The following is a 16690-nucleotide window of genomic DNA, read 5'->3' on the forward strand; positions in this document are numbered from 1 at the left end:
TATGGTCACCAGACAGACAATGGAATGGGAAGTAGGCTGGAGTGATCATGCGGGGCAAGCTCCGGATCGCTGGGTCCCTGCCACCGTACCCGGCGCAGTCCAATTGGATTGGGCTCGAGCTGAAGGATGGGGGGATCACACCTATGGTGAGAATTGGCGTCAATATGAATGGATGGAGGATAAAACCTGGACGTATCGGGCTTGGCTGCGCCCCCCGGCAAGTTCACCAGGCGAGCGGCTCTATTTCATATCGAAAGGAATCGATTACAGCTTTCATATTCGCCTGGACGGCACCGAGCTGCTGCAGCAAGAGGGAATGTTCACGCCAGTGGAACTGGACCTGACGGAGCGCTTACGCGGGGAGGGCGGTCTGCTGGAGATCGTGATCGATCCTGTCCCTAAGCGTCCTGGAGCGCCTAGAAGCCGGGATCAGGCGGACCACTCCTGCAAGCCGGCGGTGAGCTACGGGTGGGATTGGCATCCACGCCTGATCCCGCTCGGAATCTGGGACGATACGTACCTTGTCGTCAGGCCGGAAGCGCATCTTGCGTCTTCTGAGGTGCGTTATGAATTAACAGAAGCGCTGGATGAAGCGGCATTGGAGCTGCAAGTGCGTCTTAGCCAACCTGCAGCGGGGGAGCTGCAATGGAGGCTGATCGGTCCCGAGGGGGAGACGGTATTTGAAGAAGCATGGGCTGTAAACGGTGAAAGCCCGGTCCATGCGATACAGAAGAGGCTTTTGAAGCCTCGGCTATGGTGGCCGCATGATCATGGTGAACAGCCCCTGTACCGCTCGGAGGTGAGTTTCAAGCCGGCGGATGGTTCGGGCTCATCGACATCTAGCAGGCATCAGAGGATCGGCTTCCGACGCGCAAGGCTGGTGATGCACGAAGGGGCATGGAAGGAGCCCTCCCAGTTTCCCAAGAGTCGAAGCAATCCGCCGATCACGATGGAGATCAACGGCCGGCAGATATTTTGCAAAGGCACGAACTGGGTAAACCCGGACATTTTCCCGGGGCGAATTCGCGCAGAGGATTACGGAATCCTGCTGGACTTGGCCAAGGCAGCCCATATGAACATGCTCCGGGTGTGGGGAGGAGGGATTGTCAACAAGGAATCCTTTTTCGAGCGATGCGACGAAATCGGGCTAATGGTCTGGCAGGAGTTCCCGCTGGCATGCAACCAATATCCGGACACCCCTGCTTATCTCCGGGTGCTGGATCAGGAATCGCGCTCGATCATCGAGCGTCTTCGGAGGCATGCGTCGGTGGTGCTGTGGTGCGGCGGCAATGAGCTGTTCAATTCTTGGTCCAAAATGACGGATCAATCGTTGCCGCTCAGGCTTTTAAATGCGAACTGTTACATGCTGGACCGCCAAACCCCTTTTTTGATGACATCGCCGATCGAGGGCATGGGGCATGGACATTATATGTTCCAATACCGGAACGGCGAGGATGTGCTCCAGTCCATGCCTAAGGCCAGGAACACCGCATATACCGAATTTGGTGTTCCTTCCCCGTCGTCCGTAGAGCAGTTAAAGAGCTTTATTCCCGCTGATGAACTGTATCCGCCACGACCCGGGACGGCTTGGGAAAGTCATCACGCATTCCATGCGTTGTCAGATAATATGTGGCTGATGGCCGACCAGATTGAGCATTATCTCGGTCCCTGGGAGACGCTGGAACAGCTGGTGGAGTACGGTCAGCTGCTGCAGTCGGAAGGGTACAAATGTATCTATGAGGAAGCCCGCCGTCAAAAGCCGGTATGCTCCATGGCCCTGAATTGGTGTTATAACGAGCCTTGGCCGACTGCAGCCAATAACAGCATCATCATGTATCCGGCCAAGCCGAAGCCGGCTTATTATGCAGTGCAAGCTTCATGCAGGCCTGTCCTCGCAAGCGCACGCATTCCAAGGTTTACTTGGAAAGAAGGCGAATGGTTTGAGCCTGAACTATGGATGTTGAATGACAGCGCGGAGCAGATCCCGGCAGGCCGGATCGAAGCCTGGTTGACCGTTGGATCGAGTGAACGACAATTCGTGTTGGCATGGGATTATGCCGAACTGGCATCTAATGAGAATCGGCGCGGACCAACAGCCAGAATCAAACTCCCTCGTTCGGAAACCGGCAGAATGAGGTTAGAATTGATCGTCGTCAACCGACCAGAGTGGAATTCGGAATACGTCCTGTCTTTTAAGGGGCATCATCCGCGTACTGAACCTGATCGGAATACGCTGAATTTTGGTTCATAGAACCTCCCTGGCGTCTAGAGAATCTATTCAAGCAACGGAAATGGGAGAAACGAATCCAGAAATGACAGCACTTAAAGCACTTTATGAAAAAGAACTAGACCTGTTTAAGGTTGTGAAGAAATAAATGAATTGGAGATGGGTGACCATGACGGCAGATGCAAGGTTACGAAGAATGTTCAGTGAGGCGGGTAAGTGTTTTGACGTAGCCATCGATCACGGTTTTTTTAATGAGTATTCCTTTTTGCAATCCATAGAAAACATGAAACAAGCGGTCGAAACCGTCGTAAAAGCCAACCCGGATTGTATTCAGCTTAGCCTTGGCCAATCCAAGCTGCTGCAGCATATTTCTGGTAAATGCAAACCTGGCTTGGTTCTGCGTACCGATGCAGCAAATATCTATGGTCCAGAATTACCTCATTATTTATTTAGCCAAGTAATAGATCATGCCGTCGAGCATGCGGTTCGAATGGATGCTGTAGCTGTATGTGTGAATTTGCTTCTTCTACCGAATCAACCAGAGCTGCATTACCAATGTGTGAAAAATGTCATGAAGTTAAAAACGGATTGTGAACGCTACGGTATGGTCCTCATGGTGGAGCCGCTTGTGATGCTGCCTAATGAAGCGAAAGGAGGCTACATGGTAGACGGTGATATTGAGAAAATCATTCCCCTTGTCAGACAGGCCGTTGAGCTTGGGGGCGATGTAATCAAAGCGGATCCATGCGATAACATCCTGGAGTACCATCGGGTTATAGAGACTGCCTCTGGAGTGCCCGTGCTTGTTCGGGGAGGCGGCCGAGCCTCCGATGAAGAGATTGTGAACCGTACCGTGAGTTTGATGGATCAAGGAGCATCCGGCATTGTATATGGGAGGAACGTGATCCAGCATCCCCATCCAGCACGTATGACGCAGGCCTTAATGGAAATTGTGCACAGAGGCTGCAGCGCAGAGATAGCCCTTGCGATCTTAAACGGGGAGGACATGGCGGATGAGGCATAAAAAAACCATTCGTTTCGGTGTCATCGGATGCGGCCTCATGGGAAAAGAGTTTGCCAGTGCTGCTGCCAGATGGTGCCATCTGACCGATGTCGATTTTATACCGTCCATTACCGCCGTTTGTGATGCAAACCGAGCAGCCACGGCCTGGTTTGAACAAGAGATCCCCAGCGTTAAACATTCGTATACCGATTACAAAGAACTGTTAACAGACCCGCAGGTAGACGCCGTTTATTGTGCCGTACCGCATCATTTGCATGCACAAATATATACCGATATTATCCGGGCGGGAAAACATCTGCTTGGAGAGAAACCGTTTGGAATCGACCGGGAAGCGAATCTCGCGATCCGTACAGCATTAGATGAGAACCCGTCTGTCCTCGTGCGTTGTTCTTCGGAATTCCCTTTTTTTCCGGGTGCCCTGCAAATCTCCCAGTGGGTGCAAGAAGAGAAATTTGGAAAGATCATTGAAGTTGAAGCAGGCTTTTGGCATTCGAGCGATCTCGATCCTAATAAACCGATGAATTGGAAGCGAAGAATCTCCGCTAATGGCGAATATGGATGTATGGGTGATCTTGGAATGCATGTACTGCACCTGCCCATGAGATTCGGCTGGTATCCGCAGAATGTAAGAGCGTTGTTGAGGAACGTGATAGAAGAGCGGCCAGATGGTAAGGGGGGGATGGAGCCTTGCGAGACATGGGACAATGCGATTCTGGCCTGCGACGTACAAACATCGCTTCAACGCTTTCCTATGCTGCTTTCGACTAAACGAATAGCTCCCGGTCATGCGAACACATGGTTTATCCGTATCCAAGGGACGGCGATGTCCGCTGAATTCACGACGAAAAATCCGAAGCAGGTATCCTGGCTTCCGTATGAGCCAGGCGGAAGCCAGGCATGGCATGTCATGGATGCGCCTTACAAATCCGCTTACTCGACCATCACAGGAGGGATATTTGAGTTTGGGTTCTCGGATTCCATCCTCCAGATGTGGGCGGCTTTCTGCGATGAACTGGTTAACGGATCGGACGGCATGCTCCAACCTTTCCGATGCGCAACGCCTGAGGAAGCGGAAGGGAGCCATCGGGTGTTTACGGCTGCATTGGAATCGAATCGATCCGGTAACACCATTCCGATCCCGTGGAGGGCGTAAAATTGATTGAAAAACATACTCTTCCTTATCATGTCATTGTTGGTGGTCATATTTGCCTTGATATTATCCCCTCCATTCAGGACGGACCATTTCATATGGTGCCGGGGAAGTTATTAAACGTCGGAGAGGCGATGCTGGCTACCGGTGGAGCGGTTGCCAATACAGGTATTGCGCTTCATCGGCTTGGTATGCCCGTACGGCTCATGGGCAAGGTGGGTACCGATATTTTCGGCGAAGTGATCCTCTCCTTGATTCGCAGAGAGCATGAATCGTTAGCAGAAGGCATGATCGTATCAGAGGGAGAATCGAGCTCCTATACAATCGTTTTGAGTCCACTGAAGGTAGATCGAATGTTCCTTCACTGTACAGGCGCCAACGATACATTCGGAGCTGAAGATGTCAGTAAGCGTACATTGGAAGAAGCGGGTTTATTCCATTTCGGTTATCCCCCCCTGATGAGGCGCATGTATGAGCAAGGGGGCTGCGAGCTGGCAGCCTTGATGCAGCGGGCGAAAGCAGCAGGTATCACGACATCGCTGGATATGGCGAAACCCGATGCGAACTCATTGGCCGGACATGTTGATTGGAGGGAAGTGTTGCGAAATGTGCTTCCCTCCGTGGATTTATTTTTGCCAAGCGTGGAAGAAATCCTATATATGCTTCACAAAAAGCGCTATGAGGAAATGGTCGAAAAATACGGAAGCGAGCATATCATGGACCGGATCGGTCCCGATCTGCTGCAGGAGCTTTCCGCTGAATTACTTGGCATGGGGGCCGCAGTAGTCGTGCTTAAGCTTGGCGAGCATGGTCTATATATGCGCAGTACGGCTGAATCAGCCCGGCTGGAGAACATGGGGCGTTATCGCCCTGAACGTTTAACAGATTGGTTAGGGAGGGAACTTCTGGTTCCTTGCTTCATAGTAGAGACAGCGGGGACAACGGGAGCTGGAGACTGTACGATTGCAGGCTTTTTGTCCGCATTCATGCAGGGAATGACGCCGGAAGAGTCGCTGATTATGGCTGTCGGCACGGGGGCGTGTAATGTCGAACGGCCGGATGCGACAAGTGGAATCCCGACATGGGAGGAAGTTGCATCCCGAATTGACTCAGGCTGGCAGCAGCATGTATCAAAGATAGCACGTTCGGGATACCATCCCAAAGTGCATGGAGCGGCGTCAGTGTTTCATGGGAATGGAGACACAATACGCGTTAATGATTGACGTCAAAGGAGGCGAAATGTTAATGCTGACTCACAGTCAAGTGAAGGCCGCGCAGAAACGTACGGCGGAAATTCTTCATAACGCCGGAATCATCCTGTCGCCAGACGAGATGAACGAGATTGAGGTGGCTTCCTTCGGATTGAATGATCTTGAGACGCAGGGTTTAGAGCTCATTACTTACATTAATACCGATCGATACTGCGCGAAAGAGCTGGTGTTATTCCCAAGCCAAACCTGTCCCGAGCATAAGCATCCTCCAGTGGGAGAAGACCCAGGTAAGATGGAAACGTTCCGCTGCAGAGCAGGAAGGGTATATCTTTACGTCGAGGGGGAACCCTCTGCTCCGATCCAAGCGCTAGTACCGCCAAAGAGTAAGGATTACTATTCCGTATTTCAGGAAATCGAACTGACACCTGGGCAGCAATACACCATTCCGCCAGACACACTGCATTGGTTTCAGGCAGGAGAGGAAGGTGCGGTCATATCGGAGTTCTCCAGCACGAGTCGTGATGAATATGATATTTTTACCGATCCTAATATTTGCCGGGTGCCTAAAAAATAGTTGAATGACTAAATCTGCTCATGCAGAAGTTTAAAATTCGTATAACAAAAGGGTTAGGCAGAGGGCATGAGTGCCCGATCTGCCTAACCCTTTTTTCACAACCCTCATCCACCATATAAGTACGACTTTACGTCCCGCCCGATGTAGGCTCTCCATACAATCAGATTGTAAGGATCATCCCAGTCGATGTTCTGCGGCTCCTCGAACATGCGGTGCAGGCGGTTGTTGTTGAAGATGATCGAGCCGCGCTGATCAAAAGCCATCCCGTCTACCCACAGCATTCTGTCGTCGGACAGCAGCTTGTTGAACGAGCGTGTGTACGGTGAATAGTAACCGATTCCCTTGCCTTCGAGCATGGTGTAGAATACACGGCCTTGATTGTCGGCATGCATGCCGTCGGTTGTCGTTCCCTTGCTGCCCAGGGTCTGAACGGAATCCCGGATGATCGAATCGGGAATATCGAAATTTCGCAGAAGCCGCGTATCGACAGCGTACAGATTGCGCCCCGTTACCTGGCAGTAGAATAGAGTTCCGCGATCCGCGGACAGAGCTATGCCATCGGCGCCGATCCGAATCGGCTTGTTGCGGTATACCGGCTCGGTATCGATCTCAAACCGGAAACGGGGGACGTCCTGCGTGCTGTAATGACTGTCGAGGACGCGCCGAAATTTCTTCGTTCTCATATTGTAGACGATGATTCCGCCATACAGCGGATGGTCCGGCCAGCCGGAGCCCGAATCGGTAATATAGGCATAACCGTTGCGGTTATCCACCACGATGTCGTTCAGGAACGATGTTCGGGGCGGGGCAATATCGTCCGGAATGACAATAGAGTCGAGCAGGCGGTTCGCGCTCAGATCCCAGATGAGCAGCTTTTGCGAGCCTACGGGCGAGGTATCGTATGCGATTTTTCCTTGATCCAGAATCCACATCCGATGATGTTCATCAATCTCGTAGCCGAGGACGGATTGCAGCACCCGAACATCCCCCGGCGTATTCCACTCCCAGCTTGGAAAAGCCTCCAGTACGGGCTTGCCGTCCACCATCGCAATGGTATTCAGCGTAGCGGGAACCCCTTCAGCCCAGCGCGGAACCGATACATAAAAGCGTTCCTGCCGGTCTACCTTGACGCCTGCAGGCATGCAGTGCTTCCAATCCTGGCGCTCCTCGAATCGCTGCTTCATCGCGAGAGTCGGGAAGTTCCAGTCCAGGCGGCTCCAGTGAAAGAGCATCTGGTACGGACTTGTATAGCTATGGGTCTGTTTACAATGAGGGACAGTAGGCTGCTGCCACTGGCCCTCCATTGAATGATGCGGTACAACCATTTCAAGACCTCCCATAGGCAGTGCAGATCATCTTTCGCGCTTATTCCTCTAAGTTAGTTATATGCCCAGAGGGATGGATTGGCGCCGATTAAATCACCGGGAGGTCTTTTTAGGAAAATACAAGTTACACTTGCAGAATCTTAATCAGATTCGTGTTACCGGATTGACCGATCGGCACGCCGGCAGACAATACGATAATGTCGCCTTTTTCGATGTAGCCTGTCTTGATGGCATTACGGGTCGCGGATTCGAACATTTCGTCCGTCGTTGTGACTTTGTCGCCTTTTACCGGAATGACACCGGAGAGCAAGCAGATCTTGGCCAGCACTTCTTCATGCTGCGTGACCGCGATAATCGGTGCCTTCGGACGGTATTTCGAAATCATCCGCGCCGTAAATCCGCTCTCCGTTGCCGTAATGATCGCTTTGGCATTCAGCACGAGGGAGGAGCTAACCGCACCCTGGCTAATAACCTCGGTAATATCGGCTACCTGCTGTCTGGATTTGAAAGCGAATTGGTCTTTATAATCGATCATCGTCTCGGCGCGGCGGGCGACTGCCGCCATCGTGCGCACGGATTCTACCGGATATTTGCCGGCAGCGGATTCGCCCGAGAGCATGACCACGTCAGCGCCCTGGATCACCGCGTTAGCCACGTCGCTCACCTCGGAGCGGGTTGGACGGGGATTGACCTGCATCGATTCCAGCATGTGCGTTGCCACGATAACCGGTTTGCCTGCCAGGTTGCATTTATCGATCATTTCTTTTTGCATCATAGGCACTTCTTCGATTGGTACTTCGACGCCAAGGTCTCCGCGGGCAACCATGATTCCGTCGGATGCTTCAATGATGTCGTCCAGGTTCTCCATGCCCTCTCCGTTTTCAATCTTGGAGATGATCTGTACATGCTCCGCGCCGCGTTCTTTCAGGATGCTGCGGATTTCGCGGATGTTGTCGCCATGACGCACGAAAGAAGCGGCAATGATCTCAATGTCGTTCTCCAGGCCGAAGCCGATATGCATGACGTCACGCTCGGTGACGCCGGGAAGCGTCGTTTTGATCCCAGGGAGGTTGACGCCTTTACGTGGTTTGAGCACCCCGCCGCTGATGATTTTGCAAAGAATGTCCGGTCCGTCGACGCGGAGAACGTTCAGGTCCACGAGGCCGTCATCGATCAAGATGCGGTCTCCCGGTTTAACCACTAGATTCAGCTCGGCATAATTGACCGAGATGCGCTGGGCATCGCCAAGAATTTCTTCGGTAGTCAGGATCAGCTCCTCACCTGGTTTCAGAAGGCAGGAAGCCTCCTTCAGCTTGCCGATCCGTACTTCAGGTCCTTTAATGTCCATCATGATCGGGACATACGTGTTTAATTCGGCTGCGGCCCGGCGAACATTCCGGATCCGGGTGACGTGATCCTCCAGCTCACCATGTGCCATATTCAAACGGGCAACGGTCATTCCCTCCTGAATCATGTTCTTCAACAGCTCAATGGAATCGCACGCGGGTCCCATCGTACAAATGATTTTAGTTTTTAGCATGGCTGTTTGTTCCTCCTTTGTATTTGTTCTCTTCTGCTTTTATACAGCATTTCGACTTCATTCAAACTTCCCTAATGATCACATTGTAGCCTGTCTTGTCGAATCATGATATGAACTATAGTACAATGGATGGATTATAGTATCGCAGTTGAGGTGAGTTATGGTCACTCCGATAGAAATAAGGCAAATTAGCGGTGTCGATTGGTATGAAGAAGCTGATCATGAGCAAAGAGCATGGCGCTTAAGCCTTGTGACATATGGAAAATGTGTATATTGGGTGAATGGCGATAAGCAAATTATGGAGAAAGGGGAATTGCTGCTTATTCCAGCCGGCGTTTCGTATTATGGCAAAAGCATCCCTACCGTGACGCACACGCAAATCGTCGTACAATGGACGGAAGGCGCCTCGACGGACTTATCCGTGCTGGATCGGAAAGAAGCCTTGAAGTTTAAACCGGGTGTTTATGAGTTAATCCGCGAACGGTTGAAGGTGATCCATCAGCAGTGGCAAGAACGCCCATCTTATTATGTCTTGATGATCGAAGCATTATTGACAGAAGTGTTGATTTATATCAGCCGTGAGCTGGACAAGGGCGTCATCACGCCGGAGAAGCACTTGCACGTGGACCGGATGAAGTCTTATATCGAGCGGCATTACCGTGAGAAAATAACGAAAGAGGAGCTGGGCGATGTCATCGGCAAAACCCCCAATTACGCAGCGGTACTCTTTAAAAGCGTTACAGGGCAGACCATCAGCCAGTACGTGCACGCTCAGCGAATCAAACGGGCAGTGTATTTGTTAACGGAATCGCAGCTGACGGTACAGGAGATTGCCGTATTTCTCGGATATCAGGACCTCTCCTACTTCTATAGAATCTATAAACGAGTCACGGGCACCGCTCCATCAGATTTATTGCATGAGCGTCCACGAACGATATAGGAGATTTAACGCAAAAAAAGAGGGCTATCTATGCCCTCTTTCGATGATCGCTATTTTATTCCGGCGTCATTTTCGAATAACTGCTTCACATACTGCTGCAATTTGTTTTTATCTACGCCGAGCACCTGTGCCCGACCGACCTTCTCGTTGGTCAGCAGCGAGAATGGGGGGAGCTGCTGCTGGTCGATTTTATCCAGATTCACATCAAAACCCAGAGCCATCAGCTTCAGCATTTCTTTAGGGCTTAGATCGGTTTCGATGTATGGTGCAATTGAATCCAGGATGCCGGGAAGCTTAATTAATGAGCCCGTGGTCTGCATCTTCTTGGCGACTTCCGTCATGAGAATCCGCTGCCGTTCCGTACGGGCAAAATCGGACCTCGCATCGTGCCGAAACCGGACGTATTGCAGCGCCATCTTGCCGTCGAGATGCTGCAGTCCTTGTTTTAAATCGATGTCGTACATATGCTTGTCGGCTTTACTTGTGTAATACATGTCTTTCTCCACCTCGATGTCGACTCCGTCAATGGCGTCGACCAGGGCTATGAAGCCGACAAAATCGGTGTAAACATATTTATGTATGGGCAGGTCCAGCAGATTGCTGATGGTTTGTCTCGTCAGCTCGATTCCGCCGTAAGCAAATGCCGAATTCAGTCGTCCTTTGCCATGGCCGGGGATGTCCACATAGGTGTCCCGCAAAATCGAGAATAAATGGGCTCTTTTCGTCACAGGATCGATGGAAGCCACCAGCATGGTGTCGGATCTGCCGGCATCGTCTCCCCGGGAGTCTCCTCCAATCAGAAGAATATTGATGCGTTCTTTACCCTCCCACTTGGGTATTTCAATGATTTCTTCCGTTGCGGCACCCGAAGCTTCCACTGGCTTCGCCGGATTCGAAGCGGTCGAAATTTGGTTTGAGAACTGAATGATAGCGTAGGTATAGTACGAGATAATCCCCAAGATTCCAACAGATACTAAGAGCATGGTGTATTTTAACCATTTCCTTTTCATAGTTCCTATACATCCTTTCTGTTTACTACTGCATAATGGACCATTCTAGCAAAATAATGAGCAAAAATCATATTTTCCCGCAGGAAACGATTCTCAAGTGGCAACAAACCTTAGATAAATAACGTGTTTGACTCTCCTCCAAGGGGAGGCCTTAGACTGGAAGTCGAAGGAGGGAACAGCATAATGTTATACACGGTAAAAGAGGTTTCGGAGCTGTCCGGGGTGACCATTAAAACGCTGCATCATTATCATAAAATCGGTTTGCTTCTGCCGGCCGAGATCAGCGAAGCGGGTTATCGCTTGTACGGTGCAGCCGAACTGGAGCGATTGCAGCACATTCTGTTTTACAGGGAAATGGATTTTCCGCTGGAACAAATCAAGGTGCTGATGGAGGAAACTCCTGAACGGCGGCAGATGCTGTTACAACAGGAGAAGTTGCTGATGGACCGCGCGGATCGATTGAATGCGATTCTGAAAACCTTAAGAATATCCATAACCAGTACGGAGGAGGGCAAGCGCATGGAGCCTCAGGAATTGTTCAAAGGTTTTGAGAGCGAAGAAGAATGGGAGGCAGCTTTAACGGAGCAGAATGAACACCTGAAAGAGCAGTATGATATGGATTTGCTCGAGGGTGAGCCCGTCGATGTTCCAAGCATGAACGAGCAGGCAAGGGAAGCGGCTGCCTTTATGGCAGGCATGGCAAACGCATTGAAAACGGGGATCAAGCACGATGATGCGCGAGTAAGAGATTCGATTCGCGATCATCTGCAGTTTATGAATGAGCAGGGTTACGCCTTTACGGCTGCGGATTTTGCGGGTCAAACGAAGTTTTTCCTGAATGACGACTTTCATCTCCGGATGCTGGAAGAGCAGCAGACGGGACTGGCTTATTATCTGCATGCGGCTGCGGAGGCGTACGCACAACAGACATAATACAGGCCGTTCTCCATCGATCAAGACCGCCGAAATCGCGGTCTTTTTTGCTATGTCTATGATTTATTGTCCAAACCTCGCGAGATGGCATTCCATATGATGTCTGGGAGACAAGTTTATGGGGGGCTGGACATGATCACGATTAGTTTGTGCTTGATTGTAAAGAACGAGGAGCAAGTGTTGGATCGGTGCTTAAACTCCGTTAAGGATGTCGTTGACGAAATTGTCGTCGTAGATACGGGGTCATCGGACCATACGCTCGGAATTGCAGCCAAATATGAGGCTCGAATCTTTCATTTTGATTGGATCGACGATTTTTCCGCTGCAAGGAACTATTCGTTCTCTCATGCGACGAAGGAGTATATCTTATGGCTGGATGCGGATGATTGGCTGCAGCCGGCCGATCTGGAAAGGTTCAAGGCACTCAAACAAAATTTGGACCCGGCGGTGGACTCCGTATGCATGGATTACTACCTTGCCTTCGATCCGTTGGGGAAACCCACGGCAGTTGTTAAAAGAAACCGGCTGGTGAAGCGTTCTAGGCATTTTCAATGGCGTGATCCGGTGCATGAGCATTTAGAGGTTGCGGGAAATATCATGTTATCCGACATTGCCGTTAGTCATGGACGCGTACACACGGACTCCGGGCGGAATTTGCGTATTTATGAGGCCCATCTTGCGAAGGGAGGCACCCTCTCCAAGCGCCAGTTGCTGCATTATGCAATGGAATTGTCTGCGAGCGCCTATTATGACAAGGCCATTGAAATATATGAAACGATTATTCATGATCCGGTCAGCTATTTTGAGGAAAAACTGGATGCGTGTGATCGCATGGCGCATTGTTACCACGAGCTGGGACAAAAAGAACAAGAACTGCAATCCCTGTTAAAGACGTTTAATTATGACGTGCCGCGGGCCGATTATGTATGCCGGATCGCGTACTATTTCCAAGAGCTCAACGATTATGCAAAAGCGGTTCACTGGTACGAATTGGCGCTCAAGCTGGAGATGCCAGGGGATCGATTATACGGCGTTAATCAAGCGGCCTGGACATGGTTTCCCCATTTGCAGCTGACGTATTGTTACGGAAAACTAGGGCAGCTGGAGCAGGCTTATGAACATAATGAAAGGGCTCTTTCTTACGCTCCGGATGATCCGGACATCTTATACAACAAGCATTTGCTGGAGGAGAAGCTCCGCTGCAAGTGATCTTGCGGCTCTAACCGCCGCCCTGTCGTTCTGTCATGTCGGAGTACTGGATCGTGCCTTTTTTATGTCGTTTGGGCATATACCGTTTCTGCCGAATCTATGAATCGATATACTACTATGAAACTAGTTTCGTAGAGAATATGGATAGAACGACAGGAGGAGAGTGAAATGGCGTTCAAACGATCAGGGTCCAGAAAGCTTGTCTACAAGAAAACGCTCAGTAAGCATACCGCATCCAAGAAGAAGCGTGTCGGCAAAATAAGAAAATCCGCGTTTAGAGCAGTCTCCGGCATCGACCAAGAAATCAATGACGGCGTATTCAGCAAAGTCCAATATCAAGTTGAAGAACTGGATCTTAAGAATGAATACAATTCATCAACATCGACCTTCACTCCTAAGCAAAGAGGTATCTACTCCCTGTTGGCCAGCGTTTCTTTTACAACGATCACGCTTACGCCTGTTCGAATGGATTTGGAGATTCGGGTTAACGGCGTCCCGAGAATATCGGAGGAAGAAAACTTTGAGCCGAGAACAGGGAAAATTGATGCCGCCGGACTGATACCATTAATGGCTCGCGATCGAGTGGAGGTATTTGCAAGGGCAACCGGAGAAAACGGCACAATTCTCAGCGGATTCGCTACCCGGTTTGAAGGGGTCCGGATCAATTGATATAGCAGTATAGATTGATGATTCAGCCGCGCGGGTCGCGGCTGTTATCATGTTAACGGTACATAGAAGCTGGGAACATTATGAGTTACCGCTGTTTAATATCGATCGGACCGGGTAAAAAATAATCGGACTTACCATGACGCATACGAGGAGGACGATATGGATGTTTATTCACATGAAAGAACTTCAGTTCCGGGCCAAACCTGAGAAGCCGGATCCGGTATACGCGAGAAAGCTTCAAGAGGTGCTGGGTGGCCAGTATGGTGAAATGTCCGTCATGATGCAGTATCTCTTCCAAGGATTTAACTGCCGGGCAGACCGGAAGTATCGGGATATGCTGCTGGATATCGGGACCGAGGAGATTGGCCATGTCGAGATGTTGAGCACGATGATAGCCCAGCTTCTTGACGGCGCTCCTGCGGATCAAGTCGATGAAGCGGCGAAGGACCCGATGATTGCCGCCGCACTCGGAGGCATGAATCCTCAGCATGCAATCGTATCGGGACTCGGGGCAACCCCGACGGACAGCAACGGATATCCATGGAACAGTAAGTACATCATAGCGAGCGGAAATCTGCTGGCTGACTTCCGTGCGAATCTGAATGCCGAATCGCAAGGTCTGCTTCAGGTCGTCCGTTTGTATGAGCAGACGACGGATCCTGGCGTTCGGGACATGCTGTCCTTCATGATAGCCCGTGATATCATGCACCAGAACCAGTGGCTGGCCGCGATTGAAGAGATCGAGGCCATTGAAGGTCCAATTGCTCCTGCTTCGTTTCCGCGCGAACGCAGCGTAGAAGAAGCTACACGCCAATTCATGAATTTTTCGGTTGGGGAGGAGAGCAGTGCGGGACGCTGGGCGAACGGACCGCTGCCGGACGGTACCGGCGATTTCGAATATGTGGCTAATCCGACAGCCTACGGCGACGCACCCGTATTAAATCCTCCGGCAAAACACCAGCATTCTACGCTTGGCACAGGTCCATATGTGGTGAATGAAGGATTTGAAAAGTAATGTTTAATTGTTTACGGATGGGTTAAATACATGACATAGCAGCAACAAAAAACAACTTAGGAGTGATGAACAATGGCTAACAACAACGGCAACAAAATGAGCAGAGAAGAAGCGGGACGCAAAGGCGGCGAAGCAACGGCCAAGAATCACGACAAGGAGTTTTATCAGGAAATCGGCCGTAAAGGCGGAGAAGCCACATCAGAGTCCCATGATAAGGATTTCTATGAGGAAATTGGCCGCAAGGGCGGAGAATCCCGCGGCAATCAAAACAATAACGATTAAATGTAATCTACAAATCAAAAAATAGCAAGCTTAAAAAAGCAGCGGCGGTTCCGGTTAAACGGAATCCGTCGCTGCTTTATTTTTGTGCTGACCGCTGGTTCCAAGCACGGTTGCAAAGATACATCAAGCCAACTTGAAGTCAAGTCCACCGCGCAGCCCACAGCTTCATTTCCTTGCAGATGACATGCAGGTCCATGCCTTTCGGCGTCAGCGTGTATTCCACCGTAACCGGAACGGTAGGGAATACTTCGCGTTCAAGAACGCCCTGCTCTTCCAGATGGCGGAGCGTCGTGGTCAGTGCCCGCGGGCTGACATTCGGGATTTGCCGCTGCAGCTCGCCAAAACGCTTCGTGCCGCCAAAGAGCTCGCGGATGACGAGAAATGCCCATTTTCCGCCTAAGACCAACAGTGTTTTTTCGATATTACATTCGATATGTTCGGGTGTTTTCGGTATGTAACTGCTCGATTTATTTCCCATATGGGTAGGCTCCTTCCGGTATTCTATTAACTATACTCAAGTATATCAACTATCCTCTCTATAATATAGTGAAGAACATTTCACTTCTTCCCTGAGAGTAGGAACTACTTTAGAATAGAAAATGCAGCATCCAAGTTATTCGATTGAAGGAGGAATTGCCATGAAATACAGAAGATTAGGACGCACAGGTCTCAAGGTTAGTGAGATCAGCTTGGGAAGCTGGCTTACATACGGTGGTTATGTGGAACGCGAGAACGCGGTAAACGCAATTAAAACGGCTTATGATCTGGGCATTAACTTTTTTGATACGGCGAATGTATATGAAAAAGGTGCAGCCGAAGTGTTGGTTGGCGAAACCCTGAAAGCGTATCCGCGCGAGTCTTACGTGCTGGCGACCAAGGCATTTTGGCCCATGGGCGATGGCCCGAACGATCGCGGCTTGTCCCGCAAACATATTATGGAGCAGGCACATGCCAGCTTGAAGCGGCTTAACCATGATTACGTGGATATTTTCTACTGCCATCGACATGACCCGGAAACGCCGCTTGACGAGACGCTCCGCGCGATCGACGACCTTGTTCGCCAGGGCAAGGTGCTTTATGTCGGCGTCAGCGAGTGGCAGGCATCGCAAATCGCGGAGGCATTGACGGTAGCGGATCGTTACCTGCTCGACCGCATCGTGGTCAATCAACCCATCTACAATATGTTTGAACGTTATATTGAAAAGGAAATCATTCCGCTCAGCGAGCGTTCCGGCATTGGGCAGGTCGTATTTTCCCCGCTGGCACAAGGCTTGCTAACAGGCAAGTATACTTCGGCTTCCGATATTCCTGAGGGCAGCCGTGCCGCGAAGCTGGAGTGGATGCGCAAAGGCATTACCGAGGAGAAAATCGCGAAGGTTCGCGAGCTGGAGAAGATTGCGGGTGAGCTTGAAGTGTCGGTGGGCAATCTGGCGCTTGCCTGGATTCTGCGCCAGCCGAACGTAGCCAGTGCGCTTGTCGGCGCAAGTCGTCCGGAGCAGGTAACCGAGAACGTGAAGGCATCCGGCATTGAGCTCAGCGATGATGTTCAAACTCGTATTGAAGAGATTTTGAAATAGAGCA

The 16690-nt window shown here is 50.7% G+C and carries 16 protein-coding genes; 12 read left to right on the forward strand and 4 right to left on the reverse strand.

Annotated elements, in window-relative coordinates; translation table 11 throughout:
- Position 1: 1 nt before the first annotated feature.
- From MKX98_RS06425 to MKX98_RS06445, 5 genes are all read left to right on the forward strand, one after another.
- Positions 2 to 2251 carry a hypothetical protein gene (locus tag MKX98_RS06425; protein ID WP_339222145.1) on the forward strand — a complete coding sequence of 750 codons (2250 nt, stop codon included), beginning with the start codon at positions 2 to 4 and terminating at the stop codon, positions 2249 to 2251.
- A 124-nt stretch (positions 2252 to 2375) separates the two neighbouring features.
- Positions 2376 to 3251, forward strand: coding sequence for an aldolase (locus MKX98_RS06430; RefSeq protein WP_339222146.1), 876 nt, complete (start codon positions 2376 to 2378; stop codon positions 3249 to 3251).
- Positions 3241 to 4404, forward strand: coding sequence for a Gfo/Idh/MocA family oxidoreductase (locus MKX98_RS06435; RefSeq protein ID WP_194541213.1), 1164 nt, complete (start codon positions 3241 to 3243; stop codon positions 4402 to 4404). The genes MKX98_RS06430 and MKX98_RS06435 overlap by 11 nt, the downstream gene beginning before the upstream one ends.
- Positions 4405 to 4406: 2 nt before the next feature.
- A complete protein-coding gene (locus tag MKX98_RS06440; RefSeq protein WP_199341189.1) occupies positions 4407 to 5624 on the forward strand; it encodes a carbohydrate kinase family protein in 1218 nt (405 codons plus the stop codon).
- Between the two features lie 22 nt (positions 5625 to 5646).
- Positions 5647 to 6186: a D-lyxose/D-mannose family sugar isomerase gene (locus MKX98_RS06445; protein ID WP_194541214.1), complete on the forward strand. Its 540-nt coding sequence runs from the start codon at positions 5647 to 5649 to the stop codon at positions 6184 to 6186.
- A 104-nt stretch (positions 6187 to 6290) separates the two neighbouring features.
- On the opposite strand, the gene MKX98_RS06450 is transcribed toward MKX98_RS06445, so the two are convergent.
- Both MKX98_RS06450 and pyk read right to left on the reverse strand, forming a co-directional pair.
- A complete protein-coding gene (locus MKX98_RS06450) occupies positions 6291 to 7511 on the reverse strand; it encodes an L-dopachrome tautomerase-related protein (RefSeq protein ID WP_339222149.1) in 1221 nt (406 codons plus the stop codon).
- Positions 7512 to 7635: 124 nt separating this feature from the next.
- Positions 7636 to 9051: a pyruvate kinase gene (gene pyk / locus MKX98_RS06455; RefSeq protein WP_194541216.1), complete on the reverse strand. Its 1416-nt coding sequence runs from the start codon at positions 9049 to 9051 to the stop codon at positions 7636 to 7638.
- Between the two features lie 160 nt (positions 9052 to 9211).
- Between pyk and MKX98_RS06460 the strand changes: the two genes are divergently transcribed.
- Positions 9212 to 9991, forward strand: coding sequence for an AraC family transcriptional regulator (locus MKX98_RS06460; RefSeq protein WP_194541217.1), 780 nt, complete (start codon positions 9212 to 9214; stop codon positions 9989 to 9991).
- Between the two features lie 50 nt (positions 9992 to 10041).
- On the opposite strand, the gene MKX98_RS06465 is transcribed toward MKX98_RS06460, so the two are convergent.
- Complete coding sequence (locus tag MKX98_RS06465; RefSeq protein ID WP_194541218.1) at positions 10042 to 11001, reverse strand: LCP family protein; 960 nt, start codon at positions 10999 to 11001, stop codon at positions 10042 to 10044.
- 183 nt (positions 11002 to 11184) lie between these two features.
- On the opposite strand from MKX98_RS06465, the gene MKX98_RS06470 reads away from it, so the two are divergent.
- The 5 genes from MKX98_RS06470 (at position 11185) to MKX98_RS06490 (ending at position 15109) form a co-directional block, all read left to right on the forward strand.
- Complete coding sequence (locus MKX98_RS06470; RefSeq protein ID WP_339222151.1) at positions 11185 to 11934, forward strand: MerR family transcriptional regulator; 750 nt, start codon at positions 11185 to 11187, stop codon at positions 11932 to 11934.
- Positions 11935 to 12066: 132 nt separating this feature from the next.
- A complete protein-coding gene (locus MKX98_RS06475; RefSeq protein ID WP_339222153.1) occupies positions 12067 to 13143 on the forward strand; it encodes a glycosyltransferase in 1077 nt (358 codons plus the stop codon).
- Between the two features lie 168 nt (positions 13144 to 13311).
- A complete protein-coding gene (locus MKX98_RS06480) occupies positions 13312 to 13812 on the forward strand; it encodes a hypothetical protein (RefSeq protein ID WP_194541221.1) in 501 nt (166 codons plus the stop codon).
- A gap of 163 nt (positions 13813 to 13975) precedes the next feature.
- On the forward strand, positions 13976 to 14827 hold the full coding sequence (locus MKX98_RS06485) for a manganese catalase family protein (RefSeq protein WP_194541222.1): 852 nt from the start codon (positions 13976 to 13978) through the stop codon (positions 14825 to 14827).
- 72 nt (positions 14828 to 14899) lie between these two features.
- Positions 14900 to 15109, forward strand: coding sequence for a general stress protein (locus MKX98_RS06490; protein WP_009594383.1), 210 nt, complete (start codon positions 14900 to 14902; stop codon positions 15107 to 15109).
- 139 nt (positions 15110 to 15248) lie between these two features.
- Here the strand turns inward: MKX98_RS06490 and MKX98_RS06495 are convergent, their stop codons facing one another.
- Positions 15249 to 15587: a helix-turn-helix domain-containing protein gene (locus MKX98_RS06495; protein ID WP_071221283.1), complete on the reverse strand. Its 339-nt coding sequence runs from the start codon at positions 15585 to 15587 to the stop codon at positions 15249 to 15251.
- 160 nt (positions 15588 to 15747) lie between these two features.
- On the opposite strand from MKX98_RS06495, the gene MKX98_RS06500 reads away from it, so the two are divergent.
- On the forward strand, positions 15748 to 16686 hold the full coding sequence (locus MKX98_RS06500) for an aldo/keto reductase family protein (RefSeq protein ID WP_194541223.1): 939 nt from the start codon (positions 15748 to 15750) through the stop codon (positions 16684 to 16686).
- Positions 16687 to 16690 lie beyond the last annotated feature (4 nt).

The organism is Paenibacillus sp. FSL W7-1332, from assembly GCF_037969785.1.
Taxonomy (GTDB): Bacteria; Bacillota; Bacilli; order Paenibacillales; family Paenibacillaceae; genus Paenibacillus_AQ.

What these genes read in the sequence shown, in the direction of transcription:
- MKX98_RS06465 (WP_194541218.1), bottom strand. Translation starts at nt 11,001, where the DNA reads ATGAAAAGGAAATGGTTAAAATACACCATGCTCTTAGTATCTGTTGGA.
- MKX98_RS06490 (WP_009594383.1), top strand. Translation starts at nt 14,900, where the DNA reads ATGGCTAACAACAACGGCAACAAAATGAGCAGAGAAGAAGCGGGACGC.
- pyk (WP_194541216.1), bottom strand. Translation starts at nt 9,051, where the DNA reads ATGCTAAAAACTAAAATCATTTGTACGATGGGACCCGCGTGCGATTCC.
- MKX98_RS06470 (WP_339222151.1), top strand. Translation starts at nt 11,185, where the DNA reads ATGTTATACACGGTAAAAGAGGTTTCGGAGCTGTCCGGGGTGACCATT.
- MKX98_RS06475 (WP_339222153.1), top strand. Translation starts at nt 12,067, where the DNA reads ATGATCACGATTAGTTTGTGCTTGATTGTAAAGAACGAGGAGCAAGTG.
- MKX98_RS06500 (WP_194541223.1), top strand. Translation starts at nt 15,748, where the DNA reads ATGAAATACAGAAGATTAGGACGCACAGGTCTCAAGGTTAGTGAGATC.
- MKX98_RS06430 (WP_339222146.1), top strand. Translation starts at nt 2,376, where the DNA reads ATGAATTGGAGATGGGTGACCATGACGGCAGATGCAAGGTTACGAAGA.
- MKX98_RS06485 (WP_194541222.1), top strand. Translation starts at nt 13,976, where the DNA reads ATGTTTATTCACATGAAAGAACTTCAGTTCCGGGCCAAACCTGAGAAG.
- MKX98_RS06445 (WP_194541214.1), top strand. Translation starts at nt 5,647, where the DNA reads ATGCTGACTCACAGTCAAGTGAAGGCCGCGCAGAAACGTACGGCGGAA.
- MKX98_RS06450 (WP_339222149.1), bottom strand. Translation starts at nt 7,511, where the DNA reads ATGGTTGTACCGCATCATTCAATGGAGGGCCAGTGGCAGCAGCCTACT.
- MKX98_RS06435 (WP_194541213.1), top strand. Translation starts at nt 3,241, where the DNA reads ATGAGGCATAAAAAAACCATTCGTTTCGGTGTCATCGGATGCGGCCTC.
- MKX98_RS06460 (WP_194541217.1), top strand. Translation starts at nt 9,212, where the DNA reads ATGGTCACTCCGATAGAAATAAGGCAAATTAGCGGTGTCGATTGGTAT.
- MKX98_RS06495 (WP_071221283.1), bottom strand. Translation starts at nt 15,587, where the DNA reads ATGGGAAATAAATCGAGCAGTTACATACCGAAAACACCCGAACATATC.
- MKX98_RS06425 (WP_339222145.1), top strand. Translation starts at nt 2, where the DNA reads ATGGTCACCAGACAGACAATGGAATGGGAAGTAGGCTGGAGTGATCAT.
- MKX98_RS06480 (WP_194541221.1), top strand. Translation starts at nt 13,312, where the DNA reads ATGGCGTTCAAACGATCAGGGTCCAGAAAGCTTGTCTACAAGAAAACG.